The sequence below is a fragment of the Sinorhizobium arboris LMG 14919 genome, from assembly GCF_000427465.1.
Classification (GTDB): domain Bacteria; phylum Pseudomonadota; class Alphaproteobacteria; order Rhizobiales; family Rhizobiaceae; genus Sinorhizobium; species Sinorhizobium arboris.
On record NZ_ATYB01000008.1, the window covers coordinates 1419551 to 1441777 of the forward strand.

Annotated in this window: 23 protein-coding genes; 16 read left to right on the plus strand and 7 right to left on the minus strand. The window is 62.2% G+C overall.

Going from position 1 to position 22227, the window contains the following annotated elements; translation table 11 throughout:
- Nucleotides 1–68 precede the first annotated feature (68 nt).
- From SINAR_RS0107220 to SINAR_RS0107235, 4 genes are all read left to right on the plus strand, one after another.
- Nucleotides 69–1136, plus strand: a complete 1068-nt coding sequence (locus SINAR_RS0107220) for an ABC transporter ATP-binding protein (protein WP_027998472.1) — start codon at nt 69–71, stop codon at nt 1134–1136.
- 202 nt (nt 1137–1338) lie between these two features.
- Complete coding sequence (locus SINAR_RS0107225; RefSeq protein ID WP_027998473.1) at nt 1339–2643, plus strand: ABC transporter substrate-binding protein; 1305 nt, start codon at nt 1339–1341, stop codon at nt 2641–2643.
- A gap of 88 nt (nt 2644–2731) precedes the next feature.
- Complete coding sequence (locus tag SINAR_RS0107230; RefSeq protein WP_027998474.1) at nt 2732–3664, plus strand: carbohydrate ABC transporter permease; 933 nt, start codon at nt 2732–2734, stop codon at nt 3662–3664.
- Between the two features lie 13 nt (nt 3665–3677).
- Nucleotides 3678–4577, plus strand: a complete 900-nt coding sequence (locus tag SINAR_RS0107235) for a carbohydrate ABC transporter permease (RefSeq protein WP_027998475.1) — start codon at nt 3678–3680, stop codon at nt 4575–4577.
- 13 nt (nt 4578–4590) lie between these two features.
- Here SINAR_RS0107235 and SINAR_RS0107240 read toward each other — a convergent pair whose 3' ends face one another.
- The 5 genes from SINAR_RS0107240 to SINAR_RS1000000138165 form a co-directional block, all read right to left on the minus strand.
- Complete coding sequence (locus SINAR_RS0107240) at nt 4591–5247, minus strand: DUF6064 family protein (protein WP_027998476.1); 657 nt, start codon at nt 5245–5247, stop codon at nt 4591–4593.
- Nucleotides 5248–5285: 38 nt separating this feature from the next.
- Nucleotides 5286–6203, minus strand: coding sequence for an aldo/keto reductase (locus tag SINAR_RS0107245; RefSeq protein ID WP_027998477.1), 918 nt, complete (start codon nt 6201–6203; stop codon nt 5286–5288).
- 128 nt (nt 6204–6331) lie between these two features.
- Nucleotides 6332–6811, minus strand: a complete 480-nt coding sequence (locus tag SINAR_RS0107250) for a VOC family protein (RefSeq protein ID WP_027998478.1) — start codon at nt 6809–6811, stop codon at nt 6332–6334.
- Between the two features lie 189 nt (nt 6812–7000).
- Nucleotides 7001–7177: a hypothetical protein gene (locus tag SINAR_RS1000000137305; RefSeq protein WP_167333581.1), complete on the minus strand. Its 177-nt coding sequence runs from the start codon at nt 7175–7177 to the stop codon at nt 7001–7003.
- 366 nt (nt 7178–7543) lie between these two features.
- Nucleotides 7544–7666, minus strand: a complete 123-nt coding sequence (locus SINAR_RS1000000138165; RefSeq protein ID WP_150851991.1) for a hypothetical protein — start codon at nt 7664–7666, stop codon at nt 7544–7546.
- Nucleotides 7667–8019: 353 nt separating this feature from the next.
- On the opposite strand from SINAR_RS1000000138165, the gene asnB reads away from it, so the two are divergent.
- The 10 genes from asnB (at nt 8020) to SINAR_RS1000000137510 (ending at nt 18144) form a co-directional block, all read left to right on the plus strand.
- Entirely contained in the window at nt 8020–9957 is a 1938-nt protein-coding gene (gene asnB, locus SINAR_RS0107265) for an asparagine synthase (glutamine-hydrolyzing) (RefSeq protein WP_027998479.1), read from the plus strand.
- Between the two features lie 26 nt (nt 9958–9983).
- Nucleotides 9984–10250 (plus strand): acyl carrier protein, encoded by a 267-nt coding sequence (locus SINAR_RS0107270; protein ID WP_027998480.1) that lies wholly within the window; start codon nt 9984–9986, stop codon nt 10248–10250.
- A gap of 23 nt (nt 10251–10273) precedes the next feature.
- Nucleotides 10274–11821 carry a class I adenylate-forming enzyme family protein gene (locus tag SINAR_RS0107275; protein WP_027998481.1) on the plus strand — a complete coding sequence of 516 codons (1548 nt, stop codon included), beginning with the start codon at nt 10274–10276 and terminating at the stop codon, nt 11819–11821.
- Nucleotides 11818–12822: an NAD(+) synthase gene (gene nadE / locus SINAR_RS0107280; protein ID WP_027998482.1), complete on the plus strand. Its 1005-nt coding sequence runs from the start codon at nt 11818–11820 to the stop codon at nt 12820–12822. Before SINAR_RS0107275 ends, nadE begins: the two co-directional genes overlap by 4 nt.
- 524 nt (nt 12823–13346) lie before the next feature.
- On the plus strand, nt 13347–14384 hold the full coding sequence (locus SINAR_RS0107290; RefSeq protein WP_027998483.1) for an aldo/keto reductase: 1038 nt from the start codon (nt 13347–13349) through the stop codon (nt 14382–14384).
- A 437-nt stretch (nt 14385–14821) separates the two neighbouring features.
- Nucleotides 14822–15073 carry a YjiS-like domain-containing protein gene (locus tag SINAR_RS1000000137685; protein ID WP_027998484.1) on the plus strand — a complete coding sequence of 84 codons (252 nt, stop codon included), beginning with the start codon at nt 14822–14824 and terminating at the stop codon, nt 15071–15073.
- Between the two features lie 305 nt (nt 15074–15378).
- Nucleotides 15379–16128 carry a septum site-determining protein MinC gene (gene minC / locus SINAR_RS0107300; protein WP_027998485.1) on the plus strand — a complete coding sequence of 250 codons (750 nt, stop codon included), beginning with the start codon at nt 15379–15381 and terminating at the stop codon, nt 16126–16128.
- Between the two features lie 93 nt (nt 16129–16221).
- Complete coding sequence (gene minD / locus SINAR_RS0107305; protein ID WP_027998486.1) at nt 16222–17037, plus strand: septum site-determining protein MinD; 816 nt, start codon at nt 16222–16224, stop codon at nt 17035–17037.
- Nucleotides 17034–17297 (plus strand): cell division topological specificity factor MinE, encoded by a 264-nt coding sequence (gene minE / locus SINAR_RS0107310; protein WP_027998487.1) that lies wholly within the window; start codon nt 17034–17036, stop codon nt 17295–17297. Before minD ends, minE begins: the two co-directional genes overlap by 4 nt.
- Before the next feature lie 388 nt (nt 17298–17685).
- Nucleotides 17686–18144, plus strand: a complete 459-nt coding sequence (locus SINAR_RS1000000137510; protein ID WP_027998488.1) for a hypothetical protein — start codon at nt 17686–17688, stop codon at nt 18142–18144.
- On the opposite strand, the gene SINAR_RS0107320 is transcribed toward SINAR_RS1000000137510, so the two are convergent.
- On the minus strand, nt 18134–18793 hold the full coding sequence (locus tag SINAR_RS0107320; RefSeq protein ID WP_027998489.1) for a LuxR C-terminal-related transcriptional regulator: 660 nt from the start codon (nt 18791–18793) through the stop codon (nt 18134–18136). The two genes, SINAR_RS1000000137510 and SINAR_RS0107320, sit on opposite strands and share 11 nt — an antisense overlap.
- Nucleotides 18790–20202, minus strand: coding sequence for a sensor histidine kinase (locus SINAR_RS0107325; RefSeq protein ID WP_027998490.1), 1413 nt, complete (start codon nt 20200–20202; stop codon nt 18790–18792). Before SINAR_RS0107325 ends, SINAR_RS0107320 begins: the two co-directional genes overlap by 4 nt.
- Nucleotides 20203–20477: 275 nt before the next feature.
- On the opposite strand from SINAR_RS0107325, the gene SINAR_RS0107330 reads away from it, so the two are divergent.
- Entirely contained in the window at nt 20478–21212 is a 735-nt protein-coding gene (locus SINAR_RS0107330) for a hypothetical protein (RefSeq protein ID WP_027998491.1), read from the plus strand.
- A 20-nt stretch (nt 21213–21232) separates the two neighbouring features.
- The gene (locus SINAR_RS0107335) at nt 21233–22042 is read left to right on the plus strand and encodes an EAL domain-containing protein (RefSeq protein ID WP_027998492.1); all 810 of its coding nucleotides are present in this window, start codon (nt 21233–21235) and stop codon (nt 22040–22042) included.
- Nucleotides 22043–22227: the final 185 nt, after the last annotated feature.

The following is a 22227-nucleotide window of genomic DNA, read 5'->3' on the forward strand; positions in this document are numbered from 1 at the left end:
GCTTGGCGCGATCGCGCAAGCGATAAAACGCTGCCGAAGGGCAAAGATCAGTTCTGGGAGGAACGCAAATGGCAGGCGTGGAATTTGTCAATGTTCGGAAGTCCTTCGGTGCTTTCCCCGTCATCAAGGGCGTGAACATCGAGATCGAGGATGGCGAGTTCGTTATTCTTGTGGGGCCTTCCGGCTGCGGCAAATCCACCTTGCTCCGGATGCTGGCGGGCCTTGAAAACATCACCGCGGGCGAAATCCGAATCGGCGACAAAGTGGTCAACCGCTTGCCGCCGAAGGACCGCGACATTGCCATGGTGTTCCAAAATTATGCGCTTTATCCGCATATGACGGTAGCCGACAACATGGCCTTCTCGTTGATGCTGGCAGCCAGACCGAAGTCCGAAATCGACAAGCGTGTCGGCGCGGCGGCCGAAATCCTCGGCCTCTCGAAGCTGCTCGACCGTTACCCGCGCCAGCTCTCCGGCGGCCAGCGACAACGCGTTGCGATGGGGCGGGCGATCGTGCGCGACCCGCAGGTATTCCTGTTTGATGAACCGCTTTCCAATCTCGATGCGAAGCTGCGCGTCGCCATGCGCGCCGAGATCAAGGAATTGCACCAGCGGCTGAAAACCACGACCGTCTACGTGACCCATGACCAGATCGAAGCGATGACCATGGCCGACAAGATCGTCGTCATGCATGACGGCATCGTCGAGCAGATCGGGGCGCCTCTCGAGCTCTACGACAACCCCGCCAATCTCTTCGTCGCCGGTTTCATCGGATCGCCTGCCATGAACATGCTCAAGGGCCGTCTCGATCCGGACGATCCGAGCGCCTTCCTCACGGCCGACGGAACGGCGCTGCCCGTGATGCGGCCGGCGGCCGCCGCCCATGGGCGCGACCTCGTCTACGGGCTGAGACCCGAATATATGGCTCTCGATCCGAACGGTCTGCCGGCCGAAATCGCGGTTATCGAGCCCACCGGCTACGAGACGCAGTTGATCGCAAGGCTCGGCGGACACGATGTGACCTGTGTTTTCCGCGAAAGGGTGAATGCCAAACCCGGGGAAACGATCCATCTCGCGATCGATGCCGCACATGTGCATTTGTTCGACGCCGGAACCGGGCGGCGGCTGGTCGACTGATACGGTGGATGCTGCACGTGCGCAGCAGATCGAAGTGCTGCGGCGGCCTTGCGCGTCTCAGGACGCGCGGGCGCCGCGGGGAGGGAGGAGCCTTCGTGGGCCCGGAAGGTGCCGGGATGGCTGGCATCGCTCAAGTCGCATTCGCCAAGCGGGACGGTGAATGCCGGAGAAAGACGCTCCCGCATTTTTGAGGAGGAGTAGCATGCCGATAAAGAGACGTGATTTTCTCGCAACCTCTGCCGCACTCGCCGGCGTTGCGGGTCTGGGCATCCGCCCGTCCTTCGCACAGGCAGAGCCGAGCTACAAGCCGGAGGAGGGGGCGAGCCTCAGGCTTCTCAGATGGACGCCTTTCGTCAAGGGCGACGAAGACGCCTGGATTGCCAACACCAAGAAGTTCACCGAAGCTACGGGCGTCGAGGTGCGTATCGACAAGGAAAGCTGGGAGGACATCCGCCCGAAGGCGGCGGTTGCCGCCAATGTCGGCTCCGGACCGGATATGGTGATGTGCTGGTTCGACGACGCACATCAATACCCTGACAAGCTCGTCGACCTGACGGAGCTTGCCGATTATCTCGGCAACAAATATGGGGGATGGTACGACGGCCTGAAAGGATATGCGAGCCGCGAAGGGCAGTTCATCGCCATGCCGCTGGCGGCGATCGGCAACGCCGTCTGCTACCGCGACAGCCACATGAAGGCGGCCGGCTTCAGCGAATTTCCGAAGGATACGGCCGGCTTCCTCGAACTCTGCAAGGCGCTCAAAGCCAAGGGAACCCCGGCCGGCTTTCCCCATGGCAAAGCGGTCGGCGACGGCAACAACTACGCCCATTGGCTGCTGTGGAGCCATGGCGGCAAGATGGTCGACGAGAGCGGCAAGGTCACGATCAACAGCCCGGAGACGCTCGCTGCAGTCAATTACGCGAAGTCGCTATACGAGACCTTCATCCCGGGCACGGAGAGCTGGCTGGACATCAACAACAACCGCGCCTTCCTTGCCGGGCAGGTATCGCTGACGGCAAACGGCGTGTCGCTCTACTATGCGGCCAAGAAGGATCCGGCCCTTGCGGAGCTCGCGGCGGACATTCGCACGACCAATTTCCCGATCGGTCCGGTCGGCCAGAGCGTCGAACTTCACCAGACGAGCTCGATTCTGCTCTTCAAGCACAGCAAGTATCCCGAAGCCGCCAAGGCCTACCTCAAGTTCATGATGGAAGCCGACCAGATGAATGCCTGGATCGAGGGATCGAGCGCCTATTGCTGCCAGCCGCTGAAAGCCTTCGCCGACAATCCGGTCTGGACCTCGGATCCGATCCACGCACCCTATGCACGCGCCTCGGAGACGCTGCGGCCGAACGGCTATGCGGGCCCGCTCGGCTATGCCTCGGCAGGCGTGATGGCGGATTACGTTCTGGTGGACATGTTCGCCAGTGCGGTCACCGGCCAGGCAACGCCGGAAGACGCCATCGTCGAGGCCGAACGGCGGGCGAACCGCTACTATAGGGTTTGACCCTCGCGGCCCATGGGCCGCCTCAAAGCCGGCAGCAAACGCTGCCGGCGAATGCCCCGAGTTTCGTCCCTCCAGCCGGAGAAGCCCGATGTCCACCATAACGCCGTCCGGAAAGCCATCCACTACGGCTTCGCCGATGCAGAACAACAATGTGCTCGGCTTCCTGTTCATGCTGCCGGCAGCCGTCTTTCTGATCTGCTTCCTGACCTATCCGCTTGGCCTCGGGGTCTGGCTCGGATTCACCGATACGCGCATCGGCCGCGACGGTATCTTCATCGGCTTCGAGAACTACACGTTTCTCGCCCGGGATTCGGTCTTCTGGCTCTCGGTCTTCAACACGCTGCTCTACACCTTCGTGGCGTCGATCCTGAAATTCGTACTCGGGCTCTGGCTGGCCCTGCTGCTGAATGAGAACCTGCCTTTCAAATCCTTCTTCCGCGCGATCGTGCTCCTGCCCTGGGTCGTGCCGACGGTGCTCTCGGCGCTTGCATTCTGGTGGATCTACGATTCGCAGTTTTCGATCATCTCCTGGTCGTTGATGCAGCTCGGCTTCATCGACGGGCCGATCAATTTCCTGGGGGACCCGAATAATGCGCGGGCTTCCGTTATTGCCGCCAATGTCTGGCGCGGCATTCCCTTCGTGGCGATCTCGCTCCTGGCCGGACTGCAGACGATCCCGGCTTCGCTGCAGGAGGCAGCCTCGCTCGACGGTGCCACAAGCTGGCAACGTTTCCGCTATGTAACCTTGCCGATGCTCACTCCGATCATCGCTGTCGTCATGACCTTTTCCGTGCTCTTCACCTTTACAGATTTTCAGCTGATTTACGTGCTGACCAAGGGCGGGCCGGTCAACGCAACCCATTTGATGGCGACGCTTTCATTCCAGCGCGGCATTCCGGGCGGGCAACTCGGGGAGGGCGCGGCGATCGCCGTGGCCATGATCCCCTTCCTGCTCGCCGCCATCATGTTCAGCTTCTTCGGCCTGCAACGCCGCAAATGGCAGCAGGGCGGCCAGGATTGAGCGGGAGGACAAAATGAACGCGACCACACGAGCCGACGACGAGGTCCTCACCGATCGCGCCGAGGGCATGAGCTATCTGAACCGCCTGCCGCGACGGATCGTCGTGCTTTACCTGCCGATGGCGGTCTTCGTCTTCGTACTGCTCTTCCCGTTCTACTGGATGGCGATCACGGCGGTGAAGCCCAACGCGCAGTTGACCGACTACAACAATTACAGCCCTTTCTGGGTTGTCCGCCCGACGCTGGACCACATTAAATATCTGCTCTTCGAGACCTCCTACCCGGGCTGGCTCTGGAACACGATGCTGGTGGCCGTAGGCTCGACCATCCTGTCGCTGGCGGCATCGGTTTTCGCGGCCTATGCAATCGAACGGGTGCGCTTCACCGGAGCGCGGCCGGTCGGCCTCCTGATCTTTCTCGCCTATCTGGTGCCGCCGTCGATCCTCTTCATTCCGCTCGCCTTCATCGTCTTCAAATTCGGCATCTACGATTCCAAGCTGGCGCTGATCTTCACCTATCCGACATTCCTCATACCGTTCTGCACCTGGCTCTTGATGGGCTATTTCCGCTCGATCCCCTTCGAGCTGGAGGAAAGCGCGCTGGTGGACGGCGCGACGCGCTGGCAGATTCTGGTGAAGATCATCCTGCCGCTCGCCGTGCCGGGCCTGATCTCGGCCGGCATCTTCGCCTTCACGCTCTCCTGGAACGAGTTCATCTACGCGCTGACATTCATCCAGTCGTCGGAAAACAAGACCGTACCGGTCGGCGTGCTGACGGAATTGGTGCGCGGCGACGTATTCGAGTGGGGCGCGCTGATGGCGGGCGCACTGTTCGGCTCGTTGCCCGTGGTCATCCTCTATTCCTTCTTCGTCGACTATTACGTCTCGTCGATGACGGGAGCGGTGAAAGAATGATCGGCGCCTTCGATCATCGTCCGGCAAGCAGGAGGGCGAACGCAGCAAGGATCACCGCGAATGGTGCCCAGGCGGCAGAATCCTCCATGGCCAGAAGTGTGAGGCCGCTGAAGGCGCACCAGAGGACCGGGATGGGCAGAAGCAGCCAGAGCTTTTGCGATACGACCGCCAGCAGGGCGCCGAGCGTCACCGCAGCGGTCGGATCCGGCATCGCGCCGAAAGTTTCGGCCGAGGCGGGCGCGCGCCCCGCGAGCAGCGGCAGGAAGGGATAGGCGAGCGAGCCGGACACCATCAGGCCGATGCCGCCACGACGGCGCAGGCTGGTCGCGGGCAATGCGCCATTTTGCGTCCACCGGATCGCAAAAAGCAGCAAACCGGCCTCCAGCATGAAGACCGCCGTGGCATAGGACATCGCCCAGTTTATGGTGGAGTAGCGCAGCCATAAAAATTGCCAGGCACAGAAGAGCCAGGCCAGGGCGAGCGTCGCCAGGGCCGCGGCGCGAGCGCGCCGGCCATCCGTTGCGGTGGCGAAAAGAATGGCAAGCGCTCCGGCAATGAAGACGAGCTGAAGCGGCCAGAGCCCCTGATTGTAGCGCTCGACAAGGCGAAAATAGACGCGCGGCGAAAACATAAGGAAATCCGCGAGCGTATAGGTCGCCCATTCCGACATCACGTCAAATCCGTATCACGCCGCGACAGGATCATGCTTCACAGCGCCTCCACATAGGCGGCCATGCGGCGGCGCAGCTTCTCGCCGGGCAGGATGCCGCTCGCAGCCTCCAGATTCTCCCGTACATGGTCGACGCGCGTCGTCGCCGGGATTGCGCAGGTGACCGCCGGATGCGAAATGATGAACTTCAGGAGAAACTGCGCCCAGCTGCGGGCGCCGGTTTCCGCAATCCAATCCGGCAACGGTTCGTCTTCGACCTGCCGGATCAGATCGCCTTGCCGGAAGGGCCGGTTGACGATCACGGCAATGCCCTTCTCCTGCGCCAGCGGCAAAATGCGCTCCTCCACCTCGCGGTCGAGGATATTGTAGGTGACCTGGACGAAATCGATCGGCTGGGTCGCCATGACCTGCTCGATCTCGCGGTGCCTGCGCCCTTCCGAGGTGGTGATGCCGACATAGCGCAGCCGGCCCGCCGCCTTCATGTCGAAGAGCGCGGGCAGGTGCTCCTCCCAGGAGACGAGATTGTGAACCTGCATGAGTTCGAATTTTTCGACGCCCCAGTAGTCCTTCGATGCCTCGATCTGGGCCGCGCCTCCGGCCGGGTCCGATATCCAGACCTTTTCCGCCGAGAAGAGCCGCTTCGGGTATCCGAGCTTGCCGAGACCGTAGCCGATCGTCGGCTGGGACGATCCGTACATCGGCGAGCAATCGATCATGCGACCGCCGCCTTCGAAAAAGGCGGCGATCACGGCGGCGCACTCGTCCAGCAGGACAGGATCGTCTCCGACATTGAAGGTGATCCAGGTGCCGAGGCCGACCAGCGGCAGCGGCTCTTCGCTTTTCGGTATAACGCGAGTCAGGGGGCGGGCAGCCCCGCCCGCCGCCAACCGTGGCACGAACGGCAGCGACACGCCGATGCCAAGCCCCTGAACGACTGCGCGCCGCGTGATGGTCATCGCTCGCCCCTACGGATCGAAGCTCTCAGCGACCTTTCGCGACCAACCGGACGCATGGTGCTGCGGGTTGGGCGGGATAATAACCTCTGCGGCGCTGTTCCGCAGCCACGAAGTCGTGAGCGGCGTCATCAACTCTCGCGATATGCCCGCTCGAGTGCGGCGATATCGAGCTTTACCATGCCGAGCATGACCTCCGTCACGCGCTTCGCTCTTTCGCGGTTCGCATCGGAAATCATCTCGCCGAGGACGCGGGGCACGATCTGCCAGGACAGGCCCCAGCGGTCCTTCAGCCATCCGCACTGTTCCGCTTTGCCGCCATTGTCGAGGAAGGCGTTCCAGATGCGGTCGATCTCTTCCTGGCTGTCGCAGGCGACCTGGATCGAGAAAGCGTGGTTGAAGGGATCGAAAGGACCGGCCTCGAGTGCGGTGAAATTCTGATCGTCAAGGGTGAATTCGATCACCTTGACGGTGCCCGGCGGGCCGCTGGGCGTTTCGGCGGGCAAGGTCGTGGTGGCGGACAGGGCGGAATTCGGGATCGTGGCCACGTAGAACTCGACCGCCTGTTGGGCGTTTTCCGGGAACCAGAGATGGGAGATGATCTTGGGCATGGAAGGATTTCCTTCGATAAGTGGACATTCTGTACGGCCCAAGGACGTTCGGGAGCCGCGGCTCCCGACGGACCGGTCAGAATATCTTCCACGCCTGCAGGGGGAAGAGCGGATAGAATGGGTGCAGTTTTCCGCCCGCATGCCGCTCCGGCCGCTTGAAGCATGATCGGGACTCAGGGACGAGGGAGGCTAGTTCCGGTGCGGGCTCCGCGGGACCGCGGCAGGTTCCAGTTCATTGATGCCGTCAGCGTGCTGATCGTTCGCAGGAGAGGCCTCGATTTCGAGATTGTGCTTTGCATGGCGCATGTGCTGCCATTCCTTCTCAAGGCGCAGGAATACGTCCGTCGGCATGAATTTTCGCTGCATTCGACCCTCCACACGGCTGCGTCAGTGAACACGCAAGGAGCTGCTTTGGTTCCCGCGGCAATTTGCAAATTGTAAAGAATACCGTTTCCGTTCTGCCAAGGATCGATACGGCTAGTCCCGACGCCGACCCAATAGGTGAACCCGCGCTGCTGCTGATCGGTTATGCGGCGGGGTCCACCTATCGCCCCTCGAAACTGGTGAGGCCGCCTCCTCAACAATATCCGGCGGGCGGCCTCAAGGCATACGCCTCAACCCGGATTTCACTCCCGGCGCGCGCTCGCGTCAAGGTTTAGCGTTTACTCAATTCGAGTTAGGAAAGATGTACCGGGCGCGTGTGCCTGCCGGGCAAGCCGAATGCGATACGGCCTATATGGTCTGCAGCGTCCAGGAGGTCGCGCCGGCGATCAGCCCCAGGGCGAGGGCAATCGCGATCGCATACCTCATCATCTTCATCCGTCGTGTCCGTTCGCCGGTCCAATCGTAGCTCATCATGCGCTCCGAGATGTGCAGCTCAAACGTTAAGATTGAACGCATTTTCTTAACAAAACGGAAACCAGGCGCTACCAGTTTTGAGTCCCGTTGATTGTAAGTTCCTGTCGGAGCGCCGTCCCGTTATCAAATTGTTAAGATTGCGTAATCGGCTTGCGCGTCCCCTTTCGGTAAAATAAGCGTAAAATTATATCAAAGTAAAGATGAATGTTCAGTGCCTGTATGCCTCGTGATTATTATTTAGGCTAAGAAGACAATTTACCATTATTTGAAAAATGCGTGGCCGCTTAACTATTCGCCGGCGTATTCAGTCTATATTTAGGGTGTCATTGCGGGCGTGAGAGCGATCGGGCATGTGCGGATTCGGCGGGTATCTTGGTTCAATACGGGACGGTAAACCCCTTCTCGAAAGGATGGCGGCCGCCATTGGCCACCGTGGGCCGGACGAGCGCGGGATATTCACGACCCCGGGGGCGGGCCTCGGCCACGTCCGGCTGTCCATTGTGGGGCTCGGCGACGGCCAGCAGCCGATGTCCGACCCGAGCGGCGAACTGACGATCGCTTTTAATGGCGAAATCTTCAACTATGTGGAGTTGCGCGATGAGTTGCGCGCCAAGGGACGCCGCTTCCGCACCGCCAGTGACACGGAGGTGATCCTCCATCTTTACGAGGAACTGGGCGAAGACTGTCTCTCTCTCCTCAACGGCGATTTCGCCTTTGCGATCTGGGACGCACGCCGGCGCCGGATGATGCTCGCGCGCGACCGTATGGGTGTGCGCCCGCTCTTCCACACCATGAGCGGTGGCACGCTCTATTTCGCATCCGAGGTAAAGGCGCTTCTGGAGGTTCCGGGCGTCTCCGCAGAGATCGACCCGATCGCACTCGACCAGATCTTCACGCTCTGGGCGCCGATCGCGCCGCGTACGCCCTTCCGTGACATCCTTGAGCTCGAACCCGGGCATCTGATGATCGCCGATCAGAACGGCGTCACCACACGGCCCTATTGGCAGCTCGACTATCCGGACCGGGACACGCGCTCCGTCTATACGAGGGAAAGCCACGCGGCCGAGGAACTGCGCGATCTGCTGACGGATGCGACGCGCATCCGCATGCGGGCCGACGTGCCCGTCGGGGCCTATCTTTCCGGAGGCCTCGATTCGTCCGTCATCTCGGCGCTGGCGGCCGGGATGACGCCGCAAGGCTTACGCACCTTCTCCGTGACTTTCGACAGCGTGGAACATGACGAAAGCGCATTCCAGGAGGAGATGGCAGCGGCACTCGGAACCGAGCACAGCGCTGTGGCGTGCGGCGCCGGCGACATCGCCGGAGACTTTCCCGATGTCATCCGTTTCACCGAGAAGCCGATCATCCGCACTGCGCCCGCGCCGCTTTACAAATTGTCGCGCCTGGTGCGCGAGGCGGGACTGAAAGTGGTACTGACGGGCGAGGGCGCCGACGAGGTCTTCGCCGGTTACGACATCTTCAAGGAGGCGCGCGTCCGCCGTTTCTGCGGCAGGCAACCCGGTTCGCGCAGCAGGCCGCATCTCTTCCGCAAGCTCTACCCCTATCTGCCCGGCCTCCAACAGCAGTCGGCCGAATATCTCGCCGCCTTTTTCGGCGCTGGCGACGTGGCGCTCGATGATCCGCTCTTCTCGCATCGGCCCCGCTTCAAAGGCACGGCGGCGACCAAGATGTTCTTCTCCGCGGACCTGCGCGCGGAACTCAAGGATTATGACGCGGCGGAAGAACTCGTCGGGCGGCTTCCCGCAGCCTTCGGCCGCTGGCACCCGCTGCATCAGGCCCAATATCTCGAAAGCCGTTTCCTGCTGCCCGGATACATTCTCTCCAGCCAGGGCGATCGCATGGCGATGGCGCACGGCATCGAGGGCCGTTTCCCGTTCCTCGACCACCGCCTCGTCGAATTCGCCGCCAGGCTGCCGCCCGAAATGAAGCTGAAGGGCCTCGTCGAGAAGCATGTTCTGCGCGAGGCGACGAAGGACCTGCTGCCGCCGGCGATCGGCCGGCGGACGAAGCAGCCCTATCGCGCCCCGGACAGCCACTCCTTCAGCGGAGCGGGCGAACTCGACTATGTGCGCTCGGCCATGAGCGGCGACGCGATCGCCGCCGGCGGGCTCTTCAACGCCAAAGCGGTGGCGAAGCTCTACGAGAAATGCCAGTCGCGCCCGGCCTCAGGGTTCCGCGACAATGCGGCCTTCGTTGGCATCCTGTCGACGCAGCTGTGGCTGCAGACATTCACCGGCCGCAGCCTTCGCAAGGCTGCGGCTGCGTAAAAACCATTGGAAGAAAGGATAGTGGAATGACACAGGCGATTAAGGACAGGGTCAGGGCATTCGTCATCGAGAACTTTCTCTTCGGCGACAGTGCATACGAACTCGCCGACGATGCTTCGCTGATCGAGAACGACATCATCGATTCGACCGGCGTTCTGGAGCTGGTGGCCTTCATCGAAGACGATTTCGGGATCGTGATGGCCGATGCGGATATCGTCCCGCAAAATCTCGACTCGCTCGCGCGGATTGCGGCTTTCATCGAAGCGAAAGCCGCCGTGCCGGTTTCGGCGTAGAGGGGAAAGGCGGGGGCATCATCATGCGGTTCGAGCAATTCCTTATCAGGAACGCCGCGGCCAACGGGGCAAAGACGGCGCTGATCACCGATCGCCGGCGGCTCAGCTATGCCGAACTCGACGATCTTTCAACACGCCTTGCCGCCGCTCTTGCTAAAAACGGCGTGAAGCCGAACGATCGGGTTCTGGTCTTTATGGACAATTGCTGGGAGGCGGCCGTCGCGATCTTCGCGATCCTGAAGGCCGGAGCGACCTTCAGCCCGATCAATGCATCGACCAAGGCGGACAAGCTTGCCTATATTGTCGCCGACTGCGAGGCGGCGGCTATCCTGACGCAGGCCAAGCTGATGCCGGTCGTTGCAGAGGCGCTGGCGCTTGCTCCGGGCCATGCGCCATTCGTCGCCTCGACCGCCGCGCCAGGCGCCCGCATCCCGGACGGTGCCGCGTCCTTCGAGGAATGCCTGACGGTTGCCCCCGCGCCAGTCCGCCACGGCGGCATCGACGTCGACCTCGGCATGCTGATCTATACCTCCGGCTCGACCGGCCGTCCCAAGGGCGTGATGATGACGCATCGCAACATCGATGCGGCCTCGGAATCGATCACCACCTATCTCCGCAATACGCCCGATGACGTCATCCTGAACGTACTGCCGCTCGCCTTCGACTACGGTCTCTACCAGTTGCTGATGTCGATCCGGCTCGGCGCAACGCTCGTGCTCGAAAAATCCTTTGCCTTCCCGCAGGCGATCTTCGACCGCATTCGGGCCGAGGGGGTCACCGGATTCCCGCTCGTGCCGACCATGGCGGCGATGATCCTGCAGATGCGCGATCTCGAACCCGGGTTCCTGCCGAGCCTTCGCTATATCTCCAACACGGCGGCGGCCCTCCCGCCGGCGCATATCGCTCGGCTGAGAGAGCTTTTCCCAAGTGCCCGGCTTTATTCCATGTATGGCCTGACCGAGTGCAAGCGCTGCACCTATCTGCCGCCGGAGGAACTCGACCGCCGTCCCGGCTCCGTCGGGATCGCGATACCGAACACCGAAGCGTTCGTGATCGACGACGAGGGAAACCGGGTACCGCCCGGTGTACCCGGCGAACTGGTCATTCGCGGCCCGCATGTGATGCAAGGCTACTGGCACAACGAAGCCGCGACCGAGCGCATGCTGCGCCAAGGCCCAAATCCATGGGAGAAAGTGCTTCACACCGGTGATCTGTTCCGTACCGATGAGGAGGGGTTCCTGTATTTCGTCGGACGCAAGGACGACATCATCAAGACGCGCGGCGAAAAGGTGGCTCCCAAGGAGGTCGAGACCGTGCTGCATGCGCATCCGGGAATTGCCGAGGCCGTGGTCATCGGTGTTCCCGATCCGGTGCTCGGGGCGGCGATCGGCGCTCTCGTCGTATTGTCGGACCCGACGCTGACGGAGAAGGACATCATCCGTCATTGCACCCGCCATCTCGAGGATTTCATGGTGCCGAAGATCGTAGAGTTCCGTACCGAGTTGCCGAAGACGGATACAGGAAAAGTCAGCCGCCGCCTTGCGGCCGAAACATTGGAGCCAGCAGAATGAATATCCGTCCGGACCAGAACGGGCTTGTCTTCTCGGCCGACACTTTGAAAATCGACGAAGCTGCGGAGACCGACCGTATCGTCGCCGGTTTGCGCGCTCAATTGCGCAGCCTGCGCAAACGCGGCCTCGTGCTCGGCCTTTCAGGCGGCATAGATTCGAGCGTCTCGGTTGCGCTGGCCGTACGCGCCGTCGGCGCGAAGAACGTCTTCTGTCTTTTCATGCCGGAGAACGATTCGGATCCGGAGAGCCTGCGCCTCGGCCGGCTGGTCGCCGAGACGTTCGGTGTCGAAGCGGTGGTCGAGGACATCGGACCGACGCTCGACGCCATGGGCTGCTATCGGCGGCGCGATGAATTCATTCGCGAGCTCGTCCCCGATTACGGGCCGGGCTGGGCGTCGAAGATCGTCATCGCCAATGCGCTCGAAGGCGAGGGCTACAACATCTCCTCGCTCGTGGTGCAGAATCCGGAGGGCAAGCAGATCAAGCTGCGTATGCCGCCTTCCGTCTATCTCGGCATCGTCGCCGCGACGAACATGAAGCAGCGTACCCGCAAGCAGATCGAATATTATCATGCTGACCGGCTGAACTTCGCCGTGCTCGGCACGCCGAACCGACTGGAATACGACCAGGGCTTCTTCGTCAAGAATGGCGATGGCGCGGCCGACGTCAAACCGATCGCCCATCTTTACAAGTCACAGGTCTACGCGCTTGCCGGGCATCTCGGTGTTCCCGAGGAAATCCGCCGCCGGCCGCCGACCACCGACACCTATTCGCTGGAGCAGACGCAGGAGGAGTTCTATTTCTCCCTGCCCTATGACCGCATGGACCTCTGCCTCTTCGGTCTTAACAACGGAATCGGCGCCGACGAGGTCGGACGCGCGGCAGATCTCAACGCTGCTCAGGTCGAGCGCGCCTGGGCGGACATCGCCGCCAAGCGCAAGGCGACCCGCTACCTGCATCTCGGCCCGCAACTCGTGCAGCCGGTCGAGGAGATCGAATAAGATTCCGATCGCACGCCCCGTCTCTAAACGGGGCGTGCGATCGGCCGGCCTATTGAGACGGTGCAGGCGTGGTCGGTGCCGGTGCCGGTTCCGTGGGCGCGGGCTCCGTCGCCGGAGGCGGTTCTGTCGCCGGGGGCGTTTCCGCTGTTCCTGGCATGAAGAATATGACCGCGAGAATGATGATCGCGAGGACGATGATGCCAATGATCACGTTTCGGTTCATGCTACTTCCTCCGCTGCTGACGACCATCTTCGATCGACATCACGACGGCGAGTAGAGACGCTGCCGTCCTGCGTTCAACCGGAGATGCGCCGTTAGCGTAGCATGAGTCTCGCCAAGCAATAACATACCAGCTGAGTTGGCTGGCTTTTCTGCCGGCTCGATGCTCTGCCGAGACCGGATGCGCAGCGTGCCGGCCGGTTTTTCATCGCCGAAAAACACCCTGCGGAATCGGAACTTCCGATCGCTGCCTGGGCGGTGCCATAGTTCGCGGGCGCATTGTTTCACAAAGGGAAGAAAGACCATGCTTGCCAGTGACCTCTCAGCGATCGGGCACAGACCTTTGGGACGCTCCGGCCTCTCCGCCGGACCGATCGGCCTCGGCTGTTGGGCGATCGGAGGCTTCTTCACCCTCGACGGGAAGCCGGATGGCTGGGGCAAGGTCGATGACGAACAGTCGATCCGCGCCATACATGCCGGGCTCGACATGGGTGCATCGCTGATCGACACCGCCGACGCTTATGGAACCGGCCACAGCGAGGAGGTCATCGGTCGGGCTCTGAAGGGGCGACGTGCCGACACTGTCGTCGCAACGAAGTTCGGATATACCCATGACCGCGCCAGACGCGCCCTCGTCGGCAAGGATGTCAGCCCTGGCTATATCGAACGGGCCTGCACGGCATCGCTCCGGCGTTTGGGCACCGGCCACATCGACCTCTATCAGATACATGTCGGCGACTTGACGCACGATCAGGCGGATGCCGCCGGCGAGACGCTCGAAAAGCTGGCGGAGAGGGGTGCCATCCGTTTCTGGGGCTGGAGCACAGACGACGCCGCCGGCGCGAAGCGGATGGTGAAGTTTCCGCATTTCGTTGCGGTTCAGCAGGAACTCAACGTTTTCACGGACGGGCCGGATATGCTGGCAATGTGCGAGAACAACGGTCTTGCGAGCCTGAACCGGTCACCACTGGCGATGGGATTTCTGACCGGCAAGTTCAGCCCTGAAATGCGCCTGCCTGACGACGACGTGCGCGCGGCAGGTCATAGCTGGGTGCGGTTCTTCGAGGACGGCCGACCGCGTGGCGACTATCTCGAGCGCCTTGCGGAGCTCAGAGAGCTGCTTCAGACCGGAGGCAGAACTTTGGCTCAAGGTGCGCTGGGGTGGCTGCTCGCCCGTTCGCCCAACACTTTCCCCATACCCGGCTTCAAGACGGAGACGCAGGTTCGCGAGAATCTGGCCGCGATGCAGATGGGGCCACTGCCGGCTGCAATAATGGCGGAGATCGATGCGCTTCTCCGCAGCCGACCGGCCGGCGGAGACCGCCCGCCACGCGGGCGGTGACCGGCAGCCGTTTACGGCAATTCGATCGATGTGGGCGTTCGCGATGGCGATCGGAACTCCATTCGAAAGTGTTGCCCTCCTGCAACGGAATTCACCCGCCGTCTGCAATTCGAAATTGCGTGCTTGCCGAAGCGCCGGTCTCGTGCCAAGATCAATTCATCCGCAATTCAAATCAGAGGAGGCGTAGGATGCATTCCAAGCTCGTGTTTGTGCGCCTCTGTGGCGGAACGGCTTCCGTGCCTTCGATGCGCACTGCATCTGGACTCAGCCTGCGCTGATTCGAGGCTCCAAGCCCGGATTTCCGCCATCTGGCACTTCTCAATTGACCTGACGTGATCGGCTGACGGAGCGGTTGTTCGCATTCCTGCGTTCCGCATCCTCACGTCTTTTTACCCTCGAAAGGACCTGGCTGCGTCATTGCGCCGGGACGGACAGTCATGCGTGAACCACAATCCATAGTTGTCGACCCCCTCGCGTCGACGGTTGATGAGCTCTACAGGAAATTCGGTGTCTGGAAGACCGCCCGCGCGCTGATGTCAGCCGCCTGGAGGCGCCGTCAGGCGAAAAACCAGATCTCCCACTTGTCGAATCGGATGCGCCGGGATGTCGGTCTTCCGGAGGAGGAAGAGGAGGTTCCTATCTGGGATATATGCGCCTTCATTCAGTCCAGGGCGGCACGTCCGGATTGACCTGCAGAGGCGGCAGGCGCCGTAAGAAGGTGCGAAAGGGAGAGGAACGCAGAGCTCCTCTCCCTTTCTGATGTCCCTCTTCCGGCCTCGTCAGCCCTGTGCAAGCTCCAGTCTTCAGCATTGCCTCCTAGAACTGGTCGCCGGTTCCGTCGAGTCTCCTTGCGGACAGGCGGTCTCGCGCGTGACGGAAATCTCCGACGTCATGCAGGGGTGAAACGGACCGAAGATCAGGCAAAGAAGGAGGCCCGGTTAACCATTTGTTAACCATGGCTCGCCTACATCTTGGCAACCAAAAATTAACGAAGATGACCAAAGTGCTAACAGACGCTCGCTCGATCCGCATCAAGGGCCGCTCCTTCCTGGCGCTGGTGCTTTCCCCGGAACTGCCGCTCGACTGGTGGCTCGGCCGGCTTGATGACCTCGCTTCGCGTTCGGCGGGCTTCTTCCTGGGGCGCCCGGTGGTGCTCGACGTGGCGGATCTCGAGATCGACCGGAAACAGTTGAAGAGTCTGCTGGAGGAGCTCGGTCAGCGCAATGTCAGGGTCATGGGGATCGAAGGCGGACGTCCCTCGCTTTTCGAGCCGGGAATGCCGCCTGCCATGAAGGGCGGCCGGCCGGCTCCCGATTTCGAGGTGCCCGAGGCGGATCCGGCCGATGCGCCCAAGGCCGGCAAGGGAAAAGCGGCTGCGCCGGTTACGACCGAGGACGTTCAGCCGGTTCGGGCGACGGCGTCGATCATCGTCAGGGAACCGGTTCGGTCCGGACAGTCGGTCATCTTCCCGGAAGGCGACGTGACGGTGATCGGCTCCGTTGCATCCGGCGCGGAGATCGTCGCAGGAGGTTCGGTCCATATCTACGGGACGCTCAGAGGGCGGGCGCTGGCAGGCTCGGTCGGAAACGCGTCTGCACGCATCTTCTGCCGCCGGCTCGAAGCGGAGCTGCTGGCTATCGACGGCGTCTACAAGACCGCCGAGGATATGGCGCCCAATCTGCGCGGGCAGTCGGTCCAGCTGTGGCTGGAAGGCGATTCGATCATGGCGGAAAGGTTGAACTGAGCCGGTCGCCGGCTGGATTTATCGAATTAGAGCGGGGATGCGGGCGGAAAACCGCCCACAGTTTCCTCCCGCTCTGACAACAGGAGCGGGAAGATGGCGAAAGTAGTTGTGGTCACATCTGGAAAGGGCGGCGTCGGCAAGACGACGTCAACTGCCGCACTGGGTGCGGCGCTGGCGCAGCGCAACGAGAAAACGGTCGTCGTCGATTTCGACGTCGGGCTGCGCAATCTCGACCTCGTCATGGGCGCCGAGCGCCGGGTCGTCTACGACCTCGTCAACGTGATCCAGGGCGACGCGAAGCTGCCGCAGGCGCTGATCCGAGACAAGCGGCTGGACACGCTCTTCCTGCTGCCGGCATCGCAGACCCGGGACAAGGACAGCCTGACCCCAGAGGGCGTCGAGCGGGTGATGGAAGAACTCAAGAAACATTTCGACTGGATCATTTGCGACAGCCCGGCCGGGATAGAGCGCGGCGCGACGCTCGCGATGCGCCACGCTGACCTGGCCGTCATCGTGACCAATCCGGAAGTCTCCTCCGTTCGCGACTCCGATCGCATCATCGGCCTGCTCGATGCCAAGACCGAAAGGGCAGAGCGCGGAGAGCGGGTGGAAAAGCATCTGCTCCTGACTCGCTACGATGCCGTTCGCGCCGAGCGCGGCGACATGCTCAAGGTCGATGACGTTCTCGAGATCCTGTCCATCCCGCTTATCGGTATCGTTCCCGAAAGCATGGACGTCCTCAAGGCTTCCAACCTCGGTGCCCCGGTGACGCTGGCCGACAGCCGCAGCGCTCCGGCACTCGCCTATCTCGACGCTGCGCGCCGGCTTGCGGGCGAAACGGTGCCGATGACCGTTCCGGGCGAGAAGCGCGGTTTTCTGGGCAAGATATTCGGACGGAGGGCAGCATGAGCATTTTCCGTTTCTTCAGCAAGCAGACCTCCGCGCCGACGGCGCGCGAGCGCCTGCAGGTGCTGCTGGCGCATGAGCGGGCGTCGGTCGGCCAATCGGATCTCGTGGCGGTGCTCCGGGAAGAAATTCTCGCCGTCATCGCCAAGCATGTCCAGGTCGACCGCGACAAGGTCAACGTCACGATGGAGCGCGGCGAGCACGTCACGACGCTCGAAGTCGACCTCGAGATCCCGATGAAGGCGGGCGTGCGGGCGGCCTGAGCCGGCCGTGCCGACCCCGCTGCAGCATCGCCGGCCTACCGGATTGCGCAATGGCAAGCCCATCTATATCCCTTTACTGCAGCCTCCTGTTCGGGAGGCTGCAGTACCGTTTTCGCCTGGGCATCGCGCCCTTTGCCGGACTTTGGTCCGAATCGCATCGGACGATCGTCCGACCGGCGAAAGCGAAACGTCTGAAACACCCCGATTGCAGTTGACGCACTGACCAGACCGTGAACAAAGATGGCGCAACAGCTGGCGGAAGCGAATGTCAGGCTTTCCCGGTGGACTGTTGTCGCGTCGGCGTCGATACCGACGATCGGTGATAGCGTCAAAGCGTTCGCGAAACCGCGAACGGACGCCGGCCGGTGAACCCTTCAGGAGGAGCGCGATGGTCACGCGTCGAAACTTTCTTGCAGCGCTATGCTGGGTTTCGGTCGGCCTTCCCGTTGCCGTGTCGCCCTATAAGATCGCCCTGTCAGGTTCGAGCCTCGAGCTGAGACCGCAATCCGCTCTCGCCAAAGGAGGCGGTAGTGGCGGTGGGCGCGGCGGCGGCGGTGGCGGAAACGGCGGTGGTGGCGGAAACGGCGGCGGTGGCGGCGGCGGAAACGGCAGAGGCGGCGGCTCGAACGGCAAGGGCGGCGGCAATGCGAATTCCGGCCGGGCAAGTGGAAAAGCAGCGACGGCGATAGAAAATGGCGGCTCCATTCTGCGCGTTCGCCACAGCGACGGCATGAGCGAAGTGATCGAAGGCGCGCGTTACATCATGAAGGATTCGCGCGGGCGCACGATCGTCAACCGGCGGGCAACGTCGGCCGACCGGAAACGGCTTCTGTCCTTCATTGACTGACGGGGCGCCAGTCGAGCGCGTCGCGCAGCACCATGGCCGCCTCCGTCCGGTTGGCGACGTCGAGCTTCGCCATGATCTGCGTCATGTGATGCTTTACGGTTTTTTCGTGCAGATCGAGCTTCCGGGCGATCTGCTTGTTGCTCATTCCCGAGGCGACGAGGTGAAGGACCTCCTGTTCCCGGCGCGTCAACTCGGCAACGAGGTTGGATTTGGTCGGAGCCGGATTGACCAGCTGTCCGGTCAGCAGCTTGGCGGAAAGGGTGGGCGCGACATAGCTCTCCCCTGAGGCGACCGTGCGAATGACCTCCGCCAGCGCCCTCGCGCCGATCCCCTTCAGAATGTAACCCTTCGCGCCTTCCTTGAGAGCCGCCGCGACGTCGTCATTTGCCTCGGAAACGGTAAGCATGACGATCTTCTGCGAGGGCGCGACGGTCAGGATCGCCGGAATAGCGGCGAGGCCGCCGCCCGGCATGGAGATGTCGAGCAGCATGACATCAGGGTCGAGGGTTTGCGCAATCGAGATCGCTTCGTCCCGCGACCCGCCTTCCGCGACGATCTCGAACCCGTCGATTTCCGACAGGCTCCGGGTCACACCCTCTCTGAACAAGGGGTGATCGTCGATCACGGCCACTCGAATTCCCGTCATCATGCCTGCTCCATTTCCTCAAAGCCGAGCGACATCCGAACGATGGTGCCCGGTGCGTTGGCGTCGATCTCAAAAACCCCGCCGAGGCTCTCGACCCGGCCCCTGAGCCCGGCGAGGCCGAGGCTCGTCGGCCGCACGTCGTCAGGGTTGAAACCCGGCCCGCCATCTGCGACCTCGACGGTGACCTTGTCACCGTTCGTGCTCTGCGTCACCCGTTGTGCGACACCGCCGCCGTGACGATAGGCATTGTTTAGCGCTTCCTGCACGAAACGGTATATGCAGATTTTCGCCGAAGCGGAAAGGCGCTTGGGCGGATCGGCCATCGACAGGTTCACGGCCGTTCCCGTTCTCTGCTCATGCGCGCGAACGCAACGCTCCAGAATTTCCTTCAGACTGGCGGTCTCTATCTGCGGCAGCACCAGTCCGCTGCACAGCGTCCTGATCTCGTTCATCGCCTCATCGAGGCTTCGCTTGATAGCGGCGATCTCGCGCTCGCGCAGTTCGGCGGGTGTCGAGGGGCTGACGAGCTTGTTGCTGTCCAGCCGGAGGGAAGCATAAGCTACGAGTTGCGCCGGTCCGTCATGCAGGTCGGCGCCGATCCGCCGCAACAGGGTCTCGTTCAGCGCGGTCGCTCGTTGGGATGCCTGGCGCAAGCGCCCACGCAGTACCTCGTTCTGCGCAAGCAGCGCCGAAAGTTCGTCGACGCGCTGCCCGAGCGCATGGCGCTGCTTCTCAATCGTTCTGCTGCCGCGCAGGACGATGGCCGAAAGCGCGATGAAAAACGCAAGCGTAAAGCCGGCAACAGCGATCCACGTGTGCAGCCGAGCCCGATTGAGGCTCTGTTCGAATTCGTCGGCAATCTCGTGGAATTCCGAGACGGCGACCACCTCTCCGGACCAGGGTTGGAGAACAGGATTGTAGATCTCGAGGAGAGGCGTGCTTGAGAGACGCTCCGTCTCGCCGTCGGCCTCGTCAAGAGGCCTGAAGCGGGCGACCATGTTACCATCGAACGCTGTCGTCAGTTCCGGTCCGAGTTCGAACTTCTGCCCGACCATGGCCTTTTCGCTTGAGTAGAGAACGGTGCCGTCGGCACGCCAGAGTCGGAACGAAGCGAGCCGATCGCCCAAGGCGCCCTGGCCAAGCGTTTCGTCAAGCGCCCGCGCGACCGAATCGTCGAGCACCTGCGTCGTTTGCATGTCGGGCAGGAGCGGCGCTATCACGCTGTCGACATAGAGTGCCGTGGTCGCCGCGGAGTTCCGCGTGACCGCTTCCTCTATCAGGCTCGTCACGAAGGCGCCGACGACAAGCATCGCGGCAACCGCTACCGAGCCGCCGATAAGCAGGAACTGTTTCGCCAGTGGCTGCGAGTTCCACCGTCTGATGAGGTCGTCGGCGCGCACGAGAAATCTCACGATGGCCCGCTCAATTCGTCGCCGGCACTGCTGCTTTGCTTGCAACCGCCAGATTAGCATCTCCGGCCGACCGGTCAACGCGTGCCATCCCTTACCCCTTGGTCATAGCGCATTTTTGGACTTTTGACGACTGCGCCCCCGGACCTAAGTCCAATCAACCAGCGCATTGGTCCGGGGACGGTGGAACCCGCCACAGTTGCACGCTATCGCTTAGCCAATTGAAGCAGAAGATCGGCCGGAGCAACAACGGCCGCGACATTCGATAGGAGGTCCTCATGCCTGTTTCCAAATTCGTTGGCCGAGGTCTTATTGCGCTGGCGCTCGCAGCTGTGCCCCTGGCGGGCATTGCGCCCGGTATGTCGGACATCGCCTTTGCCAAGGGCGGCAATGGCAACGGTGGGGGCAATGGCGGTGGCGGCAACGGTGGTGGTGGAGGCAATGGCGGCGGCCATGGCAAGAGCGGAAGCCACGGCAATAGCGGAAGCCACGCGAAGACCCGGTCCGATTCAGGCAGGTCGGGCGGTGAACGCGCGGGCACGCCGCGTTTCCTCCAGGATTTTTTCAAGCACGGCAGGAAGTCCGAAAGGGCGGCCACCGGCAAGTCCGGTAAGGCAGTCAAAGCAGTCAAGGCCACCGAAACGGCTGTCCCCACGCCGAAGCCTAAGAATCCGCAGGCCGAAACGGCTAAGCTGAGCTCGCTCGGCCGGAACTATCACGCCTACCTGAACTCGAACGATCCGCGGATGGCGGCCATCTCCGCCTATGCGATCGCCTATGCCGAGTTCGAGGCCGAATTCGGCTCCGACGTCATCCCGACCGATCCGGCTCTCAGCGACGAAGCGCTGCGCGAGGCGATTGCAAGCTTCACGAATGGCGGCGAAGTGACGGACGCAACATTGGCGGACGTCAAGGAAACGCTTGGCGTCGGACCGTCCGTTGGAAAGATAGACGATATTCGTGAGCACCTTCTCGACACGACGCCCGACGAGGACATCGCGATCGAAGACTGACCGAAGAGGCGCGTCGCCGGATGGAACATCTGAGAAGATTCGACCGCGTCGTCGGCGCCGTGACCCAGGCGATGCGGGAGGGGCGGATAGGCTTTTCCCTGCAGCAGGTCAATGCGGTCGACGATACCGGCGAGGTGCTCTATTCGGAATGCCTCGGCAGGCTCGTGGAGCGTGACGGAGCGGTCAGGACGAGCGAGGAATTCATTGCTTTTCTCGAAGGGTCGGGACGTGTTGCGTCATTCGATCGATACATGGTCGGTCTCGCATTCGAGTGGCTCGACTGCAATCCGTCAGGCGTACTGGGTTGCGATATCTCGGCCGCTAACATTCTCGACGAGAGCACTTGGTCGGAACTTTACGATCTGCTTTCGCGAAACCGGGAAATGGCTTCTCGCCTGGTTCTCGAAATAACGGAGTGCCTGCCGCTGGCGACTCTGCCGATGGCGGCGGAGTTCATCGACGGCGCACGATCACTGGGCTACAGAATCGCCTTGGACAGTTTCGGAACGGGTCACTCGACGCCGGAATCGCTGTTGTCCGTTCCCGTCGACATCGTGAAACTGGACGCATTCTTCATCGGCCGCGGCCAGGATCGGGGCAGGGGGTTCCTCCACCATTTGGTGGGGCTCGCTTCCTGCGTTGCGCCGACGGTGATCATCGAGGGCATCGAGACCTACGGACAGCTCGAAGCGGTCAAAAAGGCCGGCGCAACGCATGTGCAGGGCCTTCTTCTGTCCGAGCCGACGCTGCACCCCGTCTATTGCGGCCAGCCGGCGCCGCCGCCGGCCGCCATCCTCAGAACGCCGGGATGCCGGCAGTTGCATTCCTGAAGCGCGGGCGCACGCATTCGAATTCCTGCCCCGCGCTTGACGGCCCTTCAGGTCGGCGTTTGGAGAAACGCTTCCGCGCTGCGATTGCAGTTGTCAAACATGTGATCGACCGTGAGTTTAGTAAACGACGCGAGTCGGCTAATCGTCTCCGGGTGACCTCGGATTCTCTCTTCGTACCTGCTTGA